At 44.2% G+C, this 15125-nt stretch carries 12 protein-coding genes; 8 read left to right on the top strand and 4 right to left on the bottom strand.

Going from position 1 to position 15125, the window contains the following annotated elements; genetic code table 11:
- Nucleotides 1–75 precede the first annotated feature (75 nt).
- Together nrdA and ubiG are read right to left on the bottom strand one after the other, a co-directional pair.
- On the bottom strand, nucleotides 76–2358 hold the full coding sequence (gene nrdA / locus OCV19_RS09855) for a class 1a ribonucleoside-diphosphate reductase subunit alpha (protein ID WP_017060992.1): 2283 nt from the start codon (nucleotides 2356–2358) through the stop codon (nucleotides 76–78).
- A 508-nt stretch (nucleotides 2359–2866) separates the two neighbouring features.
- Nucleotides 2867–3610 (bottom strand): bifunctional 2-polyprenyl-6-hydroxyphenol methylase/3-demethylubiquinol 3-O-methyltransferase UbiG, encoded by a 744-nt coding sequence (gene ubiG, locus OCV19_RS09850; protein WP_170926849.1) that lies wholly within the window; start codon nucleotides 3608–3610, stop codon nucleotides 2867–2869.
- Between the two features lie 258 nt (nucleotides 3611–3868).
- Here ubiG and gyrA point away from each other — a divergent pair, with 258 nt between their 5' ends.
- Together gyrA and OCV19_RS09840 are read left to right on the top strand one after the other, a co-directional pair.
- Nucleotides 3869–6529: a DNA topoisomerase (ATP-hydrolyzing) subunit A gene (gene gyrA / locus OCV19_RS09845; RefSeq protein WP_048613586.1), complete on the top strand. Its 2661-nt coding sequence runs from the start codon at nucleotides 3869–3871 to the stop codon at nucleotides 6527–6529.
- A 200-nt stretch (nucleotides 6530–6729) separates the two neighbouring features.
- Entirely contained in the window at nucleotides 6730–7359 is a 630-nt protein-coding gene (locus OCV19_RS09840) for a TPR domain-containing protein (RefSeq protein WP_065677614.1), read from the top strand.
- A 39-nt stretch (nucleotides 7360–7398) separates the two neighbouring features.
- On the opposite strand, the gene OCV19_RS09835 is transcribed toward OCV19_RS09840, so the two are convergent.
- Together OCV19_RS09835 and nrfA are read right to left on the bottom strand one after the other, a co-directional pair.
- Complete coding sequence (locus OCV19_RS09835) at nucleotides 7399–7743, bottom strand: rhodanese-like domain-containing protein (RefSeq protein WP_065677615.1); 345 nt, start codon at nucleotides 7741–7743, stop codon at nucleotides 7399–7401.
- Nucleotides 7744–7868: 125 nt separating this feature from the next.
- Nucleotides 7869–9299, bottom strand: coding sequence for an ammonia-forming nitrite reductase cytochrome c552 subunit (gene nrfA / locus OCV19_RS09830; RefSeq protein WP_170926850.1), 1431 nt, complete (start codon nucleotides 9297–9299; stop codon nucleotides 7869–7871).
- A gap of 481 nt (nucleotides 9300–9780) precedes the next feature.
- Here nrfA and nrfB point away from each other — a divergent pair, with 481 nt between their 5' ends.
- The 6 genes from nrfB to nrfF all read left to right on the top strand — a co-directional run bounded on the left by nrfB (nucleotide 9781) and on the right by nrfF (nucleotide 15055).
- The gene (gene nrfB, locus OCV19_RS09825; protein WP_065677617.1) at nucleotides 9781–10365 is read left to right on the top strand and encodes a cytochrome c nitrite reductase pentaheme subunit; all 585 of its coding nucleotides are present in this window, start codon (nucleotides 9781–9783) and stop codon (nucleotides 10363–10365) included.
- 3 nt (nucleotides 10366–10368) lie between these two features.
- Nucleotides 10369–11055 (top strand): cytochrome c nitrite reductase Fe-S protein, encoded by a 687-nt coding sequence (nrfC, locus tag OCV19_RS09820; protein WP_048613593.1) that lies wholly within the window; start codon nucleotides 10369–10371, stop codon nucleotides 11053–11055.
- Between the two features lie 2 nt (nucleotides 11056–11057).
- Nucleotides 11058–12032 (top strand): cytochrome c nitrite reductase subunit NrfD, encoded by a 975-nt coding sequence (nrfD, locus tag OCV19_RS09815; protein ID WP_065677618.1) that lies wholly within the window; start codon nucleotides 11058–11060, stop codon nucleotides 12030–12032.
- Nucleotides 12033–12160: 128 nt separating this feature from the next.
- Entirely contained in the window at nucleotides 12161–14083 is a 1923-nt protein-coding gene (locus OCV19_RS09810) for a heme lyase CcmF/NrfE family subunit (protein WP_065677619.1), read from the top strand.
- Nucleotides 14064–14618: a DsbE family thiol:disulfide interchange protein gene (locus tag OCV19_RS09805; protein WP_065677620.1), complete on the top strand. Its 555-nt coding sequence runs from the start codon at nucleotides 14064–14066 to the stop codon at nucleotides 14616–14618. The genes OCV19_RS09810 and OCV19_RS09805 overlap by 20 nt, the downstream gene beginning before the upstream one ends.
- Nucleotides 14615–15055, top strand: a complete 441-nt coding sequence (gene nrfF / locus OCV19_RS09800) for a heme lyase NrfEFG subunit NrfF (protein ID WP_065677621.1) — start codon at nucleotides 14615–14617, stop codon at nucleotides 15053–15055. Before OCV19_RS09805 ends, nrfF begins: the two co-directional genes overlap by 4 nt.
- Nucleotides 15056–15125: the final 70 nt, after the last annotated feature.

The raw sequence follows: 15125 nt of genomic DNA, 5'->3' as shown, positions 1-15125 counted from the left end.
AATAAAACGGACCCTGTTAATGCTTTAAACCCAGAGAAGATAACGCTTCTCTGGGGTCTTAATGTTTATTGCGGTTTAGATCTTACAACCGCCGCCTTCACAATCTTCTTCCGGCACTTGAACTGCATCGCCTTGGTCGTCTTTAGCACCATCACGAGTGTTATGGTAGTAAAGCGTCTTAACACCGTACTTGTACGCTGTTAGTAGGTCTTGAAGCAGCTTCTTCATTGGTACTTTACCGCTGTCGTAAACACTTGGATCATAGTTAGTGTTTGCAGAGATAGCTTGGTCAACGAATTTTTGCATGATACCCACTAGGTGTAGGTAACCGTCGTTAGAACCAATGTTCCAAAGTAGCTCGTAGTTCTCTTTAAGATTTAGGAAATCTGGAACCACTTGCTTCAGGATGCCGTCTTTCGATGCTTTCACTGATACGTAACCACGTGGTGGCTCGATACCGTTAGTCGCGTTCGAGATTTGAGACGATGTCTCAGAAGGCATAAGCGCTGTTAGCGTAGAGTTACGCAGACCGTGCTCCATGATCTCTTCACGTAGAGAATCCCAATCGTAGTGCAGTGGCTCTTCACATACTAAGTCGATATCTTTTTTGTAAGTATCGATTGGCAGTAGGCCTTTCGCGTAGTTGGTCTCGTGGAAAGATGGGCAACGACCTTGCTCTTTCGCTAGTTCAACAGATGCTTTTAGCAAGTGGTATTGAATTGCTTCAAAAGTACGATGAGTCAGGCCATTCGCGCTGCCATCAGAGTACTTAACACCATTCTTAGCTAGGTAGTATGCGTAGTTGATTACACCTACACCTAAAGTACGACGGTTCATTGTCGACTTGTATGCAGCTGGAAGCGGGTAGTCTTGGTAATCAAGCAGTGCATCTAGAGCACGAACAACCAGCTCAGAAAGCTCTGCTAGGTCGTCTAGTTCATTGATTGCGCCAAGGTTGAATGCTGAAAGCGTACATAGTGCAATTTCGCCTTCGTCATCTTCTACGTTAGAAAGTGGCTTAGTAGGAAGCGCGATTTCTAGACATAGGTTCGATTGACGAACAGGTGCAACTTCAGAATCAAACGGGCTGTGTGTATTACAGTGGTCAACGTTCTGAATGTAGATACGACCAGTAGAAGCACGCTCTTGCATTAGCAGAGAGAACAGCTCAACGGCTTTAACCGTTTCACGCTTCACTGAAGGATCGTTTTCGTACTTAACGTATAGCTCTTCAAAACGGTCTTGGTTTTCGAAGAACGCATCGTAAAGGCCAGGTACGTCTGAAGGTGAGAACAGGCTGATGTTGCCACCTTGAACTAGGCGAGAGTACATAAGCTTGTTCAGTTGTACGCCGTAATCCATGTGACGAACACGGTTCTCTTCAACGCCGCGGTTGTTTTTCAGTACTAATAGAGACTGAACTTCACCGTGCCATAGTGGGTAGAACACTGTTGCTGCACCGCCACGAACACCACCTTGAGAACAACATTTTACTGCTGTCTGGAAGTATTTGTAGAAAGGGATACAGCCCGTGTGGAACGCTTCACCATTACGGATTTCAGAACCAAGCGCACGGATACGACCTGCGTTGATACCAATACCAGCACGTTGAGATACGTAACGAACAATTGAGCTTGCTGTTGCGTTGATTGAATCAAGGCTGTCACCACACTCGATCAGTACACAAGAACTGAATTGACGAGTAGGCGTACGTACACCAGACATGATCGGTGTAGGTAGAGAAATCTTAAACGTAGACGATGCGTCGTAAAAACGTTTGATGTAGTCAAGACGAGTCGATTTCGGGTATTTAGCGAATAGACACGCAGCAACTAAAATGTAAAGGAACTGAGCACTCTCGTAGATTTCTTTCGTTACACGGTTTTGCACGAAGTATTTACCTTCGAGCTGCTTAACCGCTGCGTAAGAGAAGTCTAAGTCACGTTTGTGGTCGATGTACTCGTCAAGCTCTTCGAATTCAGCTTTCGTGTAGTCTTCCATAAGGTGGCTATCGTATTTACCCATATCAACCAGTTTTGCAACGTGGTCATACAGTGCAGGCGGCTCGTATTCGCCGTACGCTTTTTTACGTAGGTGGAATACAGACAGACGTGCTGCTAGATATTGGTAATCAGGAGTCTCTTCAGAGATTAAATCCGCTGCTGACTTGATGATAGTTTCATGAATGTCAGTAGTGGTGATGCCATCGTAAAACTGAATGTGAGCTTTCAATTCTACTTGTGATACAGAAACATTGTGCAAGCCTTCAGCTGCCCATGTAATCACGCGATGGATCTTCTCTAGATCGATCGTTTCTTTGCGCCCGTTACGCTTGGTAACAGTAAGTTGTTGGTTCATTCTGCTTAATTTCCCTAACAAAACTGAACAAGGCCGTGTTTTTGTGTATTTCTTTGTAATTTTTGTAAATTACGTTTCGGCTTTGTGATCTTGGTCTACCCATACATTGTAGTTCAAACACAACATATAGGGGTCATTTGTTTGTTGGGTTACAAGATAGTGCTACAACTGATATTTTTCAAGGTAAAGAAATGGGGTTGCTTGTGGATAAGTGGTGGATTGAAAAAAAACTGTAAGTGACCACTAACTGATGAGGTTAGATGTGACTTGATTGTATAAAAGTCGGCTTTTAATGATGCTTTATTTTTGCACGCCCATAAAAAAAAATCCCTTGATCTTTGAGCAAAATGGGCAATGGATTTTGGGCGATTAAATTTAAATCGAGGTGGTCAAAATGGAAGCTAGCGCACGAAATTTAGACTGAAAAAAGTCGCAAAGTTATGGTAATTGCAACTCTTTTCATTCGTCTTTTTTACAAAAGGTTTTACGGTAGGGCTACCGATATTTTTTAGCCAAAGTTTTGCGTGTGGACGATGTAGTTTACGTCTACATTTGTGCCTAAACGATAAGTGTCCGTAAGAGGGTTGTAGTGCAGCCCTGTAATCCCTAATTCTTGCAGCGGCGTGTTATCGACCATCTTGATAAGTTCAGCAGGGCGAATGAACTTCTCGTGCTCATGAGTGCCTTCTGGAACGATCTTCAATAGCTTCTCTGCACCAACAATCGCAAACAAGTAAGATTTGAAGTTACGGTTCAATGTAGAAAAGAACACGTGGCCGCCCGGTTTGACCAATTTCGAACAGGCAGTGATAACAGATTGCGGGTCTGGAACGTGTTCAAGCATTTCCATGCACGTTACCACATCGTACGTCTGTGGGTTTTGTTCTGCGTGGTCTTCGATAGTGCTCTGGATGTAATCGAGCTTGGTGCCAGTTTCCAATGCGTGAAGACGCGCAACTTCTAGCGGTTCTTTACCCATGTCTAGGCCAGTCACTATCGCGCCTTCTACCGCCATGCTTTCTGCAAGAATACCGCCGCCGCAGCCAACATCGAGGACTTTCTTGCCAAATAGGCCTTCCGTCTTCTCTAATACGTAATTTAGGCGCAGTGGGTTGATTTGATGTAGCGGCTTAAATTCGCCTTCTAGATCCCACCAGCGTGACGCCATGTCTTCGAATTTCTTGATTTCTGCTGGGTCTACGTTCTGTGATTTAGTCATAATCGGCATTTCCAAGTTAAATAATGCATCCATGAAATTGCAGGCATTATAACTTGCCTTTTCGCGCTGACCAGAAGATCTACAATTTTGCTAGTTTATTGGATGTAAAGTGACCATGTTTCAGCAAGATATGATGCGGAGGTGCAATTTCTCATCAATTGATTGGCTACAAGGGTCACAAGATGGTAAAAGGAGAGGGAAAGTGATGCCTCCGTAGGTAAATTTGTGTTATATTTTTCGGTCTTATACGTATTCAAAAATACGATCTGACTATAGAGGGAAAATGGCTCTATGAGCGATCTAGCGAAAGAGATCACGCCCGTAAATATTGAAGATGAGCTTAGAGGTTCATACCTAGACTACGCGATGTCCGTCATCGTTGGTCGTGCCCTTCCAGATGTGCGTGATGGCCTAAAACCAGTACACCGCCGCGTTTTGTTCGCGATGAATGTACTAGGTAATGATTGGAACAAACCATATAAAAAGTCTGCTCGTGTAGTAGGTGATGTAATCGGTAAATACCACCCGCATGGTGATAGTGCTGTATACGATACAATTGTTCGTATGGCTCAACCGTTCTCACTGCGTTACATGCTAGTTGATGGCCAAGGTAACTTTGGTTCTATCGATGGCGACTCCGCGGCTGCAATGCGTTATACCGAAGTTCGTATGGCGAAAATTGCTCACGAGCTACTGGCTGACCTTGATAAGGAAACTGTGGATTACGTACCGAACTACGATGGTACAGAACAAATTCCAGCAGTACTTCCTACAAAAATTCCTAACCTATTGGTAAACGGTGCTTCTGGTATCGCAGTAGGTATGGCTACCAACATTCCACCACATAACCTTGGTGAAGTTGTTGATGGCTGTTTGGCTTACATCAATAATGAAGAGATCACTATTGATGAGCTAATGGACTACATTCCTGGTCCTGACTTCCCAACAGCAGCACTTATCAGTGGTCGTAAAGGCATCGTTGATGCTTATAAGACTGGCCGCGGTAAGGTTTACATGCGTTCAAAAGCGGATATCGAAGTAGAGAAGAATGGTAAAGAAACCATTATCGTTACTGAGATCCCTTACCAAGTAAACAAAGCTCGTTTGATCGAGAAGATTGCTGAACTGGTTAAAGATAAGAAAGTAGAAGGCATCAGTGCACTGCGTGACGAATCTGATAAAGATGGTATGCGTATTGTTATTGAATGTAAGCGTGATGCAGTAGGCGAAGTGGTTCTAAACAACCTATACGCTCAAACTCAACTGCAAACGACTTTCGGTATCAACATGGTTGCGTTGAACAACGGTCAACCACAGTTGTTCAACATCAAAGACATGCTTAAGTGCTTCGTAGACCACCGTCGCGAAGTTGTGACACGTCGTACTATCTTCGAACTGAAGAAAGCGCGCGATCGTGCACACATCCTTGAAGCACTGTCTCTAGCACTTGCTAACATCGACGAAATCATTGAGCTTATCCGTAACGCTCCAACACCAGCTGAAGCAAAAGCTGGCTTAGTTGCACGCGGTTGGGATCTTGGTAACGTTGCTTCAATGCTTGAGCGTGCTGGTACTGATGCGGCTCGTCCTGATTGGTTGGAAGACCAATACGGTATCCGCGATGGCCAATACTTCCTAACGGAAACACAAGCACAAGCTATTCTAGAACTTCGTCTTCACCGCCTAACTGGCCTTGAGCACGAGAAGATTCTAGACGAGTACAAAGCACTTCTAGAAGAAATCGCTGAGCTAATGCACATTCTTGCAAGCACTGAGCGTTTGATGGAAGTTATCCGTGAAGAACTTGAAGCGGTACGTGAAATCTATGGCGACGAGCGTCGTACAGAAATCACAGCGGCAGTTCATGACATCGACATGGAAGAGCTGATTGCTCAAGAAGACGTTGTAGTAACGCTTTCTAACGCAGGTTACGTTAAGTACCAAATCCTAAGCGACTACGAATCTCAACGTCGTGGTGGTAAAGGTAAGAGTGCAACTAAGATGAAAGATGAGGATTACATTGAGCGTCTGCTTGTTGCTAATACTCACGATAACATCCTATGTTTCTCTACTCGTGGTAAGACATACCGCCTGAAAGTTTACCAACTACCATTAGCAAGTCGTACTGCTCGTGGTAAGCCTATCGTGAACATTCTTCCTCTAGAGGAAGGTGAACGTATTACGGCTATCCTGCCAGTTTCTGAGTTCTCTAACGAGAAATTCATCTTCATGGCAACGGGTGACGGTACAGTTAAGAAGACATCACTGGATCAATTCGCAAACGTACGTGCTAACGGCCTAATCGCAGTTAACCTACGTGACGACGATTCACTGATTGGCGTTGATATCACTAACGGTGATAGCGACATCATGCTGTTCTCTAAATCGGGCAAAGTTGTTCGCTTTAACGAGGACAAAGTACGAGCAATGGGCCGTACTGCCTCTGGTGTTCGTGGTATGAAGCTTCCAGAAGACGATCAAGTGGTTTCACTGATTGTTCCTTCTAACGAAGGCGATATCCTAACTGTGACTGAAAACGGTTACGGTAAGCGTACTGAGCTAGCAGAATACCCAACGAAAGGCCGTGCAACGCAAGGTGTAGTATCTATCAAAGTCTCTGAACGTAATGGCCCAGTTGTTGGCGCTGTTCAAGTTGAAGAAGGCGATGAAATGATGATGATCACCGACGCAGGTACGCTAGTTCGTACTCGCGTAGCGGAAGTTAGCCAAGTTGGTCGTAACACTCAAGGTGTAACACTGATTCGTACTGCTGAAGACGAGAATGTTGTAGGTCTACAACGTATCGACGAAGTAGAAGAAGCTGAGATTGTAGAAGGCGAAGCTGAAGAAGCTGGTGCTGAAACTATCAACGCTGAAGTTGCTGAATCAAGTGAAGAGCAAGCATCAGATGCTTCTGACTCTGAAAGTGATAGCGAGCAAGACACTGAGTAATCTCTATTACGCTAAGTAATTAAGCTTACCATTGAAAAAACCGAGCCTAAGGGCTCGGTTTTTTATTACCTGTTATTTGTGGAGCTTGGTGTGACTTTATAACAGAGCCGTGATCGATAAAATCTCGATAGCTAAACCTTGATCAATATAGAGGAGAGATGAAAACGATAGAGTAGGGAGTGGATAGAAAGGAGTGTGGAATGGACATCTGGTTGTTGGTTGCGTTGGTACTAATGAGCTTGTTTTTGATTGTGGTCGTCATTGCGGCGAACAAAAACAGCAGTCATCTAAAAAGCAATGTAGTGATTTCGATTACTGCGGTCGCTTTGAGCGTGCTTGTTTGGTCTCAACTGAAACAAGAGATACCTCAACTTCCTTTAGATGATAACAATAGTTACACGGCAACAGATTTCCAAGATGAGCTTCAGCAAAGCCTCAAACAAGATCCGAATCAATCCGACTTGTGGTTTAAGCTTGGTGGTGTGTATATGCAGAAAGGGGAATTTGATGCAGCGTTCACCTGCTACGACTATGCGATTCGGTTAGATCCTCAAGCACCTTCGGGCCTCTATGCAGCCAAAGCAACGGCACTTTACTATCTTAGTTCACAAGCGATGAGCGATGATGTGAATGCGTTACTGGATCACTCCATGCAGCTTGATCCCAATGATCGTACGGCATTGATGCTGATTGCGACCGATCACTTCATTAGCATGCGTTATCAACAAGCGATTGATGCATGGATTCAAATCCTCGACTCCAATCAAAAGGGGATTGATCGCGTTTCGATTATTCATTCGATTAACCAAGCCAAACAGATGATCCGTTAAGCTTGGCATAATCGCTAGTCGTTAATCGTTTGTTTTTAGTTATTTACTTTCCTGCATTTCAATCAACCCACCTGCGTTATGGATTTGAGTAAACCCTTGAGCTCGCAAGAATTGATAGGCTTGTCCTGATCGATTGCCACTGCGGCAATACAAAACGATCGGTTGGTCTTTATCTATCTTAGCGAAGTGAGTAGCCACTTCAGAAAGAGGGTAGTTGATGGCGTTGTTTAGATGCCCTTGTTCGAACTCTGCTGGTGTTCTGACATCAACCACTAATGCGCCTTTCTCTATTAATTCCCACCCTGTCTCAGCACGCTCAGAAGCGTGAACGCCTGAACTGAGCAGTGCGATACATAATGCTGAAAGTGAAAGTAAGGTTTTCATTGTCTATTCCTTGAATTGGCGAGTGGATTGGGGAGGAGATATTGATGTGTATTGCCCCAAACCTAAAAAACCAGCCACACAATAATAGTGTGACTGGTTTTTACCTAATGGTCTAATTGAAGAAACTAGTATTCGTAGCTGGCTTCACGCTTTTCAGCTTGCTCTTCCCATTTAGGAACAACTGTGTCTAAGAAGTGTTGTTTCTCAGCGTTCATCTTATCCATGTCCATTCCAAGCGCTTTTTGAGCCGCTTCTTTGGTCGAGATGTCTGGAATCTCGATTGGATCAGTGATGCCTTTCTTTGCCAGTAGGCGAACAATCTTAGTACGAGCATCGGCTGCGCGGTCAACGGCAGTACCTAGCACTTCTAGAGCGATTTCAGGAGCGTGCATATGAACGCCATGAGATGCAATAGCGTAGTCCCAGCGCCATTGAGCATGACGGATATCCAGTAGGATAGGCTCCATCTCTTGCTCTGTCGCACCTGCTTCCCATGCCGCGCCTGCTTCAAAGTGAGCGGCAACGATTTGTTTCTCAGCGGTCAGCTTCATGTTTAGCACTTGAGCTTTACGGCTTGAAACGATGTTACGCATGGTTTCTTTAGATTGAGTGTGACAGTTTGCACACGTATCTTCGAAGCGGTCGAATGGGTTACCCACTTTATGGTCGGTATAAACGGTGCCATCTTCTTTGGTTACTTTCGGCATATGACAGTCAGCACAAACGACTTTGTTCTTACCGTGGATGCCTTCACGCCATGTTTCGAAACCTGGGTGCTGTGCTTTCAGCATGGGTGCTTTCGATACTTTATGCGTCCAATCTTTAAAGTTGATTGCATCATAGTAGCGTTCCATATCGCCAACCGTTGTGCCTTGATCCCAAGGGAACTTCACGCCTTTGGTTGGGCCTGTGAAGTAATATTCCACGTGGCACTGAGCACAAACAGAAGCTTGCTGGTCTAAACGGCTTTGCTCATCAAACTTTTTACCAATCGCTTCAAATGCACGTTCAACATAAGGACGTGTCACCTTCAGTGCTGGTTCACCATTTTTAAAGCCTTCGCTTTGGGTATCGTGACAATCTGCACAGCCAATAGGATTCACAATCTCGTTGCCAAGACGTGCCCATTTACCTTCAAAATAACCGTCTTCACCACGCTCTTCGATAACACGTGCTACGTCTGGGCTTTTACAACTCCAACACGCCATTGGCATAGGGCCTGAGCTTTCGTCCGTTGGGCCGCCAGTACGGAGCGTTTGTCTTACATCGTCAATCGCATAAAAGTGACCACGTGCTTTGTTGTAATCTTTTGCGAAGCCGTAGCCAGCCCACATGATAACCATGTTTGGATCTTCTTTTAGTGCGTCTTCAATCGTTTCGCTTTCTGAAGTTTGTCTCCATGAATGATATTGATCTGGGTGGTTTTGCTCGAACTGATCGTTACGAGGATCGCCAATTTCTTTTTGTTCAGACGCAGCAAAACTGGTCGCGCTTGCTAATGACGCGCTAACCATTAATAGTGCTGTGACTGAATTACGTATCCAATGCTTTTTCACAGTGATATCTCCAATATACTGATTTTTATACCAAGCGTTGTGAGTTTGCTATTCAAATTAAGAACTGGAGAATTCCTGTTTATATTAATTCATAAACAAACACATTTTGTTACGTGTTGGATATAGATTGTCCCAGATCAATTAATGGCAGTGACCTTAGTCACGTTGAAGTTTATATAACCCTAAAGTGGTACTGGTGGTTAGATTAATTAGAATTTAACTGAGAATTATTATCATATATAACAATCAATTACCTAAATTGACCATGGTATAAATAGGGTGATTACGTTCACAGATTAACCTATCGAAATTTCGTATTACCCAATTAGAGGTATATTCTAACTATAGAAAGCGTTGTGGCTTATCCAAAATAAGAATTGATATCATTTAAACGGTAATAATATCGTTTAAGGGTACTTTTGTTTAACCGGAATATTATTTAGTTGAGAGTTAAATAATGCCGGTATAAGGAAAGGATAAAATGGGCAATATTAAATTGGCCATAGTCATAATGCTTAAATCCCTTCTAGCATTCTGCCTCTATGGTTATTCCATTCATGCTGTTGCTGAGCCTGCTGTTACGCCAGTAGGAGAATCAACAAGACATGAAGTCGAATTAATCCGTGACAAAGACTACAAGTGTGTTCAGTGCCATAAAGATTCAAAAGAAACGGTATTGGGTTCACATGGTGAAAGTGCACACGCTTTGCTTGGCCGTGAAGTAAATTGTACTGACTGTCATAGTTCTATTAGCCCCGACCACCGCGAAGGCGCGCCTAAAGTGGTGAAGTATCGTGAGGCTCAATCACAACCAGGGGCCGACAAGGTTTTCCTAGATCCTAGCTTAATTTTAGATGCGAATAGCCAGTGTATTGATTGTCATAAGCCTGACGATCTGCGCGAAGCGAGCTGGACCCACGACGTTCACGCACAAAATTTAACGTGTTCAAACTGCCATGATGTTCATGCGACGGAAGCCAAGGTGTTGGGCTTAGATAAGAAGCAAACCATCAAGCTGTGTGTGGATTGCCATTCAGACTTCAACCAGAAGAAAGAAGGGGAGTAATCTATGAGCTGCTCAAGAAGAAACTTTTTAGCTGGCGCGGGTGCCGTTATTTTTACCACAGGTGTTGCGGGAACGGCGGCGGTGACAAGTCGTAAAACCTTGGCCAATGTTCAAGAGGATGGGGCTAAGCGTTATGGAATGATTCATGACGAGACCGCGTGTATTGGTTGCACCGCTTGTACAGAAGCTTGTCGTGAAGTGAACAAAGTGCCTGAAGGCGTATCGCGCTTAGAGATTATTAAGAGCGAACCCCAAGGCGAATATCCAAATGTTGATTACCGTTTTACTCGTAACTCTTGCCAACATTGTGATAACGCACCCTGCGTGATGGTTTGCCCGACAGGTGCAGCCTATAAAGATGAAAAAACCGGCATTGTCGATGTTCATCAAGAGAAGTGTGTCGGTTGCGGTTACTGCTTGTTAGCTTGTCCGTATCAAGTGCGTTTTTTCCATCCAGAGAACAAATCCGCAGATAAATGTAACTTCTGTCGTGATACCAATCTTGCACAAGGGAAGTTGCCGGCTTGTGTCGAATCTTGCCCGACCAATGCGCTAGTATTTGGCGATCTAAATGACCCTAAGAGTGAGATAAACCAGGTGCTTAAATCTGAGGTGGTTTACAGAGATAAAGCTTATCTCGGTACTCAACCAAAACTCTATAAAGTGCCACACCAAAAAGGGGAGATCTGATTATGAGTGCATGGGACACAGCTTTTCAGTCTGGTACCGTGGTATGGGACTGGATTATAGCTATCTATCTATTTCTCGCGGGGATGTCGGCGGGTGCCGTAATGATCGCCATTTACCTAAAACGTAAGGTCCTTGAAGGCGATCCTGCTCATAATGGTGTGTTAAAGGCGACCGCTTTTCTTGCGCCATTTGGGATCATTTCAGGCCTACTGATCTTGGTTTTCCACCTGACAAAACCGTTATCCTTTTGGAAGATCATGATCTTCTATAATCCAACGTCTGTGATGTCGATGGGTGTGATCTTATTCCAAGTGTATATGGTGATCTTATTTCTTTGGATCGGCATTATATTTAGAGATCAAATCGTCGTATTTTTAAATGACCAAACATGGTTAAAAGGACGACTCGATTTCGTCGGTAACTGGATTGGCAAATTAGAAGTATTTGAAAATGCTTTGGAAATATTCTTAGCTGTTCTTGCTCTAATGCTTGCCGCTTATACCGGATTCTTGCTTTCAGCTTTAAATACCTTCCCACTGTTGAATAACCCCGTGCTGCCGATTTTGTTCTTATTCTCGAGCTTATCTTCGGGAGCGGCGGCGTGTATTTTATTTGGTGTGTTGGTCTTTAAAGAATCACCTCATAGCCCGAGTATTTCATGGATCCACGGGTTCGAACGTCCGGTCGTGATGTTTGAGTTGTTTGTTCTGATTACTTTCTTTACTGGGCTTATCTTCGCTGGTGGCCAAAGTGAGCAAGCCGTATGGAACGCCATCGGCAGTGGTTTCTGGGCGAGTTGGTTCTGGTACGGCGTTATCGGTGTTGGCATGGTTCTACCATTGTTGCTGAATGCCGTTACACCAACCTCGATCCGCCATAGCTCGGTGTATATTTTCTCGGTGACTTCACTAAGCCTAATGGGTGTATTAATGCTGCGAACTTTTGTCCTTTATGCAGGGCAGTTAACGATAGCTTAATTTCGCTCAAGTTTATTAGTGAGCAGATGTTGGATACTAAATATCTGCTTATTAATGAACATGCTTTAAATAAACATGAGATGCGTGTTCAGATCGGCTCTGCTCAAGCGGAGCCTTATTGAGGTGATATGGTCGGTTCTTTGGGGCTGTTTAGTTTGGTGTTGGTTGCTGTACTCAGCAGCATTATTGGTGTGCATTCGTTTTACCAAGTGCTAAATAAACGGACGCAAAATCTAGGTTTAATCCGCAGTTTCTCTCTTTCAAATGCGCTGTTTTCTCTCACTTCTGTCGCATTGCTTGGCTATGCCTTTGTCAGTGATGACTTCTCTATTCTCTATGTCGCTGAACATTCAAATACTCAATTACCCTCATTTTTTAAGCTCGCAGCCGTATGGGCAGGTCATGAAGGTTCCTTGTTATTTTGGGTACTGACGATCAGCGTCTGGTCTGGCGTTATCGCCTTACAAAAACAGTATTCGAATGAATACCAAAGCCGAGTGCTATGGGTGATGAATCTACTGCTCGCGATATTTGCTTGGTTCACCTTATTCGCATCAAATCCGTTTGAAATGAACTCGATCTTGCCGCTAGAAGGGCGTGACCTTAACCCCATGCTGCAAGATGTCGGTCTGATTTTTCACCCTCCATTGCTTTACCTTGGCTATGTCGGCTTTTCTGTGGTGCTGGCATTTGCTGTTGCCGCTTTGCTTGTTGATCCTATTGAGTTTGATTGGGTTGCCCATTGTCGCAGTTGGTGTTTAGTCGCTTGGATCTTTTTAACTGCAGGGATCATTCTTGGTTCTTGGTGGGCGTATTACGAATTAGGTTGGGGCGGCTGGTGGTTCTGGGACCCGGTTGAAAATGCCAGCTTGTTGCCGTGGCTTACTTCGACCGCTTTACTGCACAGCCTAGGTGTTGCAAAGGGCAAACAGCAGTTGTTGAAATGGTCTCTCAGTCTTGCTTTCATTACGTTTTGTTTGAGTATCTTGGGCACCTTTATTGTTCGTTCTGGCGTACTCACATCGGTACACGCTTTTGCCGTCGACCCAACCAAAGGTATCGCACTGCTTCTTATATTAGTTCTGGTACTGGTGAGTTCATTTTCTCTGCTTATCGTCAGAGGAGAGTCTTTTGAATCTAATCCGATTACTAGCTTCGCCAGCAAAAGCTTTTTGAGCTTAGTTGCGGTGCTTATTTTTGTTCTCGCGACTGCTGTCGTGGTGTTCGGCACGTTTTATCCTATGGTCTTTGAGTTGCTTGGCCTGGGAAATATCTCGGTCGGTGCGCCTTACTTTAATCTCTTGATTGCACCTTTGGCTTTGCTTGCGTTGGCTGTCGTCGGCCTTGTTCCATTGCTGAGTATCAAACTTCAAGCAACTAAAGGCGTGATTGCCTCGTTAGCTGTGGTGTCATTTGTGCTTGGGTACATTTGTTATTCTTGGCAAGTGGAACAGGGACATCTACAAGTGATGGTGCTGCTGACTTGGGGGCTGGCATTCTGGGTTTTATTGACGCACGTTTATGGTTTAGTGGTTACGCGCAGTTCCAAGTTCCAACGTAAAGTCTGGGTGATGACCTTTGCTCATGTTGGGGTAGCAGTATTAGCGGTCGGTGCTGCCATGAATAGCTACCACTCGTTTGAGCGCAGCTATAAGTTAAGCCCAGGCATAGAAGTCGAATTCATGGATTGGACACTTTCTCATCGTGATACTGAGCTGTATGTCGCTTCAAACTTTACCGCAGAAAAAGCGATACTCAACCTAGAGTTTGGCGAGCAGCGCTTTTCTATTTCGCCGGAAAGAAGACATTACCAAGTTCGAGTCATGAACATGAGTGAACCCGCAATGAAATGGTTTTGGCATGGCGATGTTTATATCACCATGGGTGAGAAAGTCGATTCCACCGCTTACGCATTTCGTGTTCAGTATAAGGCGTATGCGCGCTGGATCTGGTTTGGTGGGCTGTTCTCCATTATCGGTGCTTTGCTCTCATTGACTCATCGTAAAAAGAAAACCGTTAAGGCGTCACAGTATGCATACCAGCGTTCGTAACAAGCTAATTAGTCTAATTGCCTTAGCATTGATTGTGGTGCTGGGGTTTGTCTTTGCGCTTGATAATAAGCAGCAGTCGACCATTGTGTCTGAACAACGAAGGGCATTTCCAGAATTTACATCGAGTGCGTTAGTAAATAGTGAAGGCGTCAGTGGTCAGCAGAAAATTACGCTCGCTGATGTCACGCAGCATCCTTATCAACTGGTTAATGTGTGGGCTTCTTGGTGCGGGATATGTAAAACCGAACACGCCTTTTTGCTTCAACTTCACGATAAAGGCATTCCCATCGTTGGGCTTAATTATCGAGATAACTCTGGGGCTGCGATTAACGTGTTATCGAACGATGGCAACCCGTACTCAACCGTGATCAGTGACCCGCAAGGCAAGTTAGCGTTAGAGTTGGGCGTAATCGGCACACCTGAAACGTATTTGGTTGATGCCAATGGCCAGATCATTAAAAAGCTATTGGGCGTGATTAATGAAATGGTATGGAAAGATGAGCTTGCGATGTATTTTGATGGTGTGAATGGATGATGAAGTCTCTAATACAAACGTTGTTTATGCTGTCAGCTCTTTTAGTGATTAGCCTTCCAACCATGGCTGAAGATCTGTTTACTGCCAGTAATAAAGAGACAAGTATTCAAGTTGAACTGTTTGAGTTTGAAAACCCAGAACAACAGCAACGTGCTATTAGCTTGGCGAAAACGTTACGCTGCCCACAATGTCAAAACCAAAATCTGATTGAATCCAACTCACCAATAGCAAAAGACTTACGTCTTGTCGTGTTCAATATGGTGAAAGCAGGGGAGAGTAATAGTGAAATTACTCAATATATGACGGAAAGATTTGGTGAGTTTGTACTTTATAAACCGGCAATGACGGCTTCAAATCTATTACTTTGGTTGCTACCGAGCCTATTACTTCTCTTATTTATATATTTATCAGTAAAAAGTGTTAGGAAGAGCTCATAAAAATTGTGTATTACTGTTTACCAATTGACCTGTATTTTGTAACATTAACCGATTATAAAGGCTAAGCACT

Source organism: Vibrio celticus (assembly GCF_024347335.1).
Lineage (GTDB): Bacteria > Pseudomonadota > Gammaproteobacteria > Enterobacterales > Vibrionaceae > Vibrio > Vibrio celticus.
The sequence above is the reverse complement of the archived record's forward strand: the minus strand, read 5'-3'. Positions and strand labels throughout refer to the sequence as shown.

Bases quoted from the DNA above. Each gene is read 5' to 3' on its own strand.
- nrfD (WP_065677618.1), top strand. From the start codon at position 11,058: ATGAGTGCATGGGACACAGCTTTTCAGTCTGGTACCGTGGTATGGGAC.
- gyrA (WP_048613586.1), top strand. From the start codon at position 3,869: ATGAGCGATCTAGCGAAAGAGATCACGCCCGTAAATATTGAAGATGAG.
- OCV19_RS09840 (WP_065677614.1), top strand. From the start codon at position 6,730: ATGGACATCTGGTTGTTGGTTGCGTTGGTACTAATGAGCTTGTTTTTG.
- OCV19_RS09805 (WP_065677620.1), top strand. From the start codon at position 14,064: ATGCATACCAGCGTTCGTAACAAGCTAATTAGTCTAATTGCCTTAGCA.
- nrfC (WP_048613593.1), top strand. From the start codon at position 10,369: ATGAGCTGCTCAAGAAGAAACTTTTTAGCTGGCGCGGGTGCCGTTATT.
- nrfF (WP_065677621.1), top strand. From the start codon at position 14,615: ATGATGAAGTCTCTAATACAAACGTTGTTTATGCTGTCAGCTCTTTTA.
- nrdA (WP_017060992.1), bottom strand. From the start codon at position 2,358: ATGAACCAACAACTTACTGTTACCAAGCGTAACGGGCGCAAAGAAACG.
- ubiG (WP_170926849.1), bottom strand. From the start codon at position 3,610: ATGGATGCATTATTTAACTTGGAAATGCCGATTATGACTAAATCACAG.
- nrfB (WP_065677617.1), top strand. From the start codon at position 9,781: ATGGGCAATATTAAATTGGCCATAGTCATAATGCTTAAATCCCTTCTA.
- OCV19_RS09835 (WP_065677615.1), bottom strand. From the start codon at position 7,743: ATGAAAACCTTACTTTCACTTTCAGCATTATGTATCGCACTGCTCAGT.
- OCV19_RS09810 (WP_065677619.1), top strand. From the start codon at position 12,161: ATGGTCGGTTCTTTGGGGCTGTTTAGTTTGGTGTTGGTTGCTGTACTC.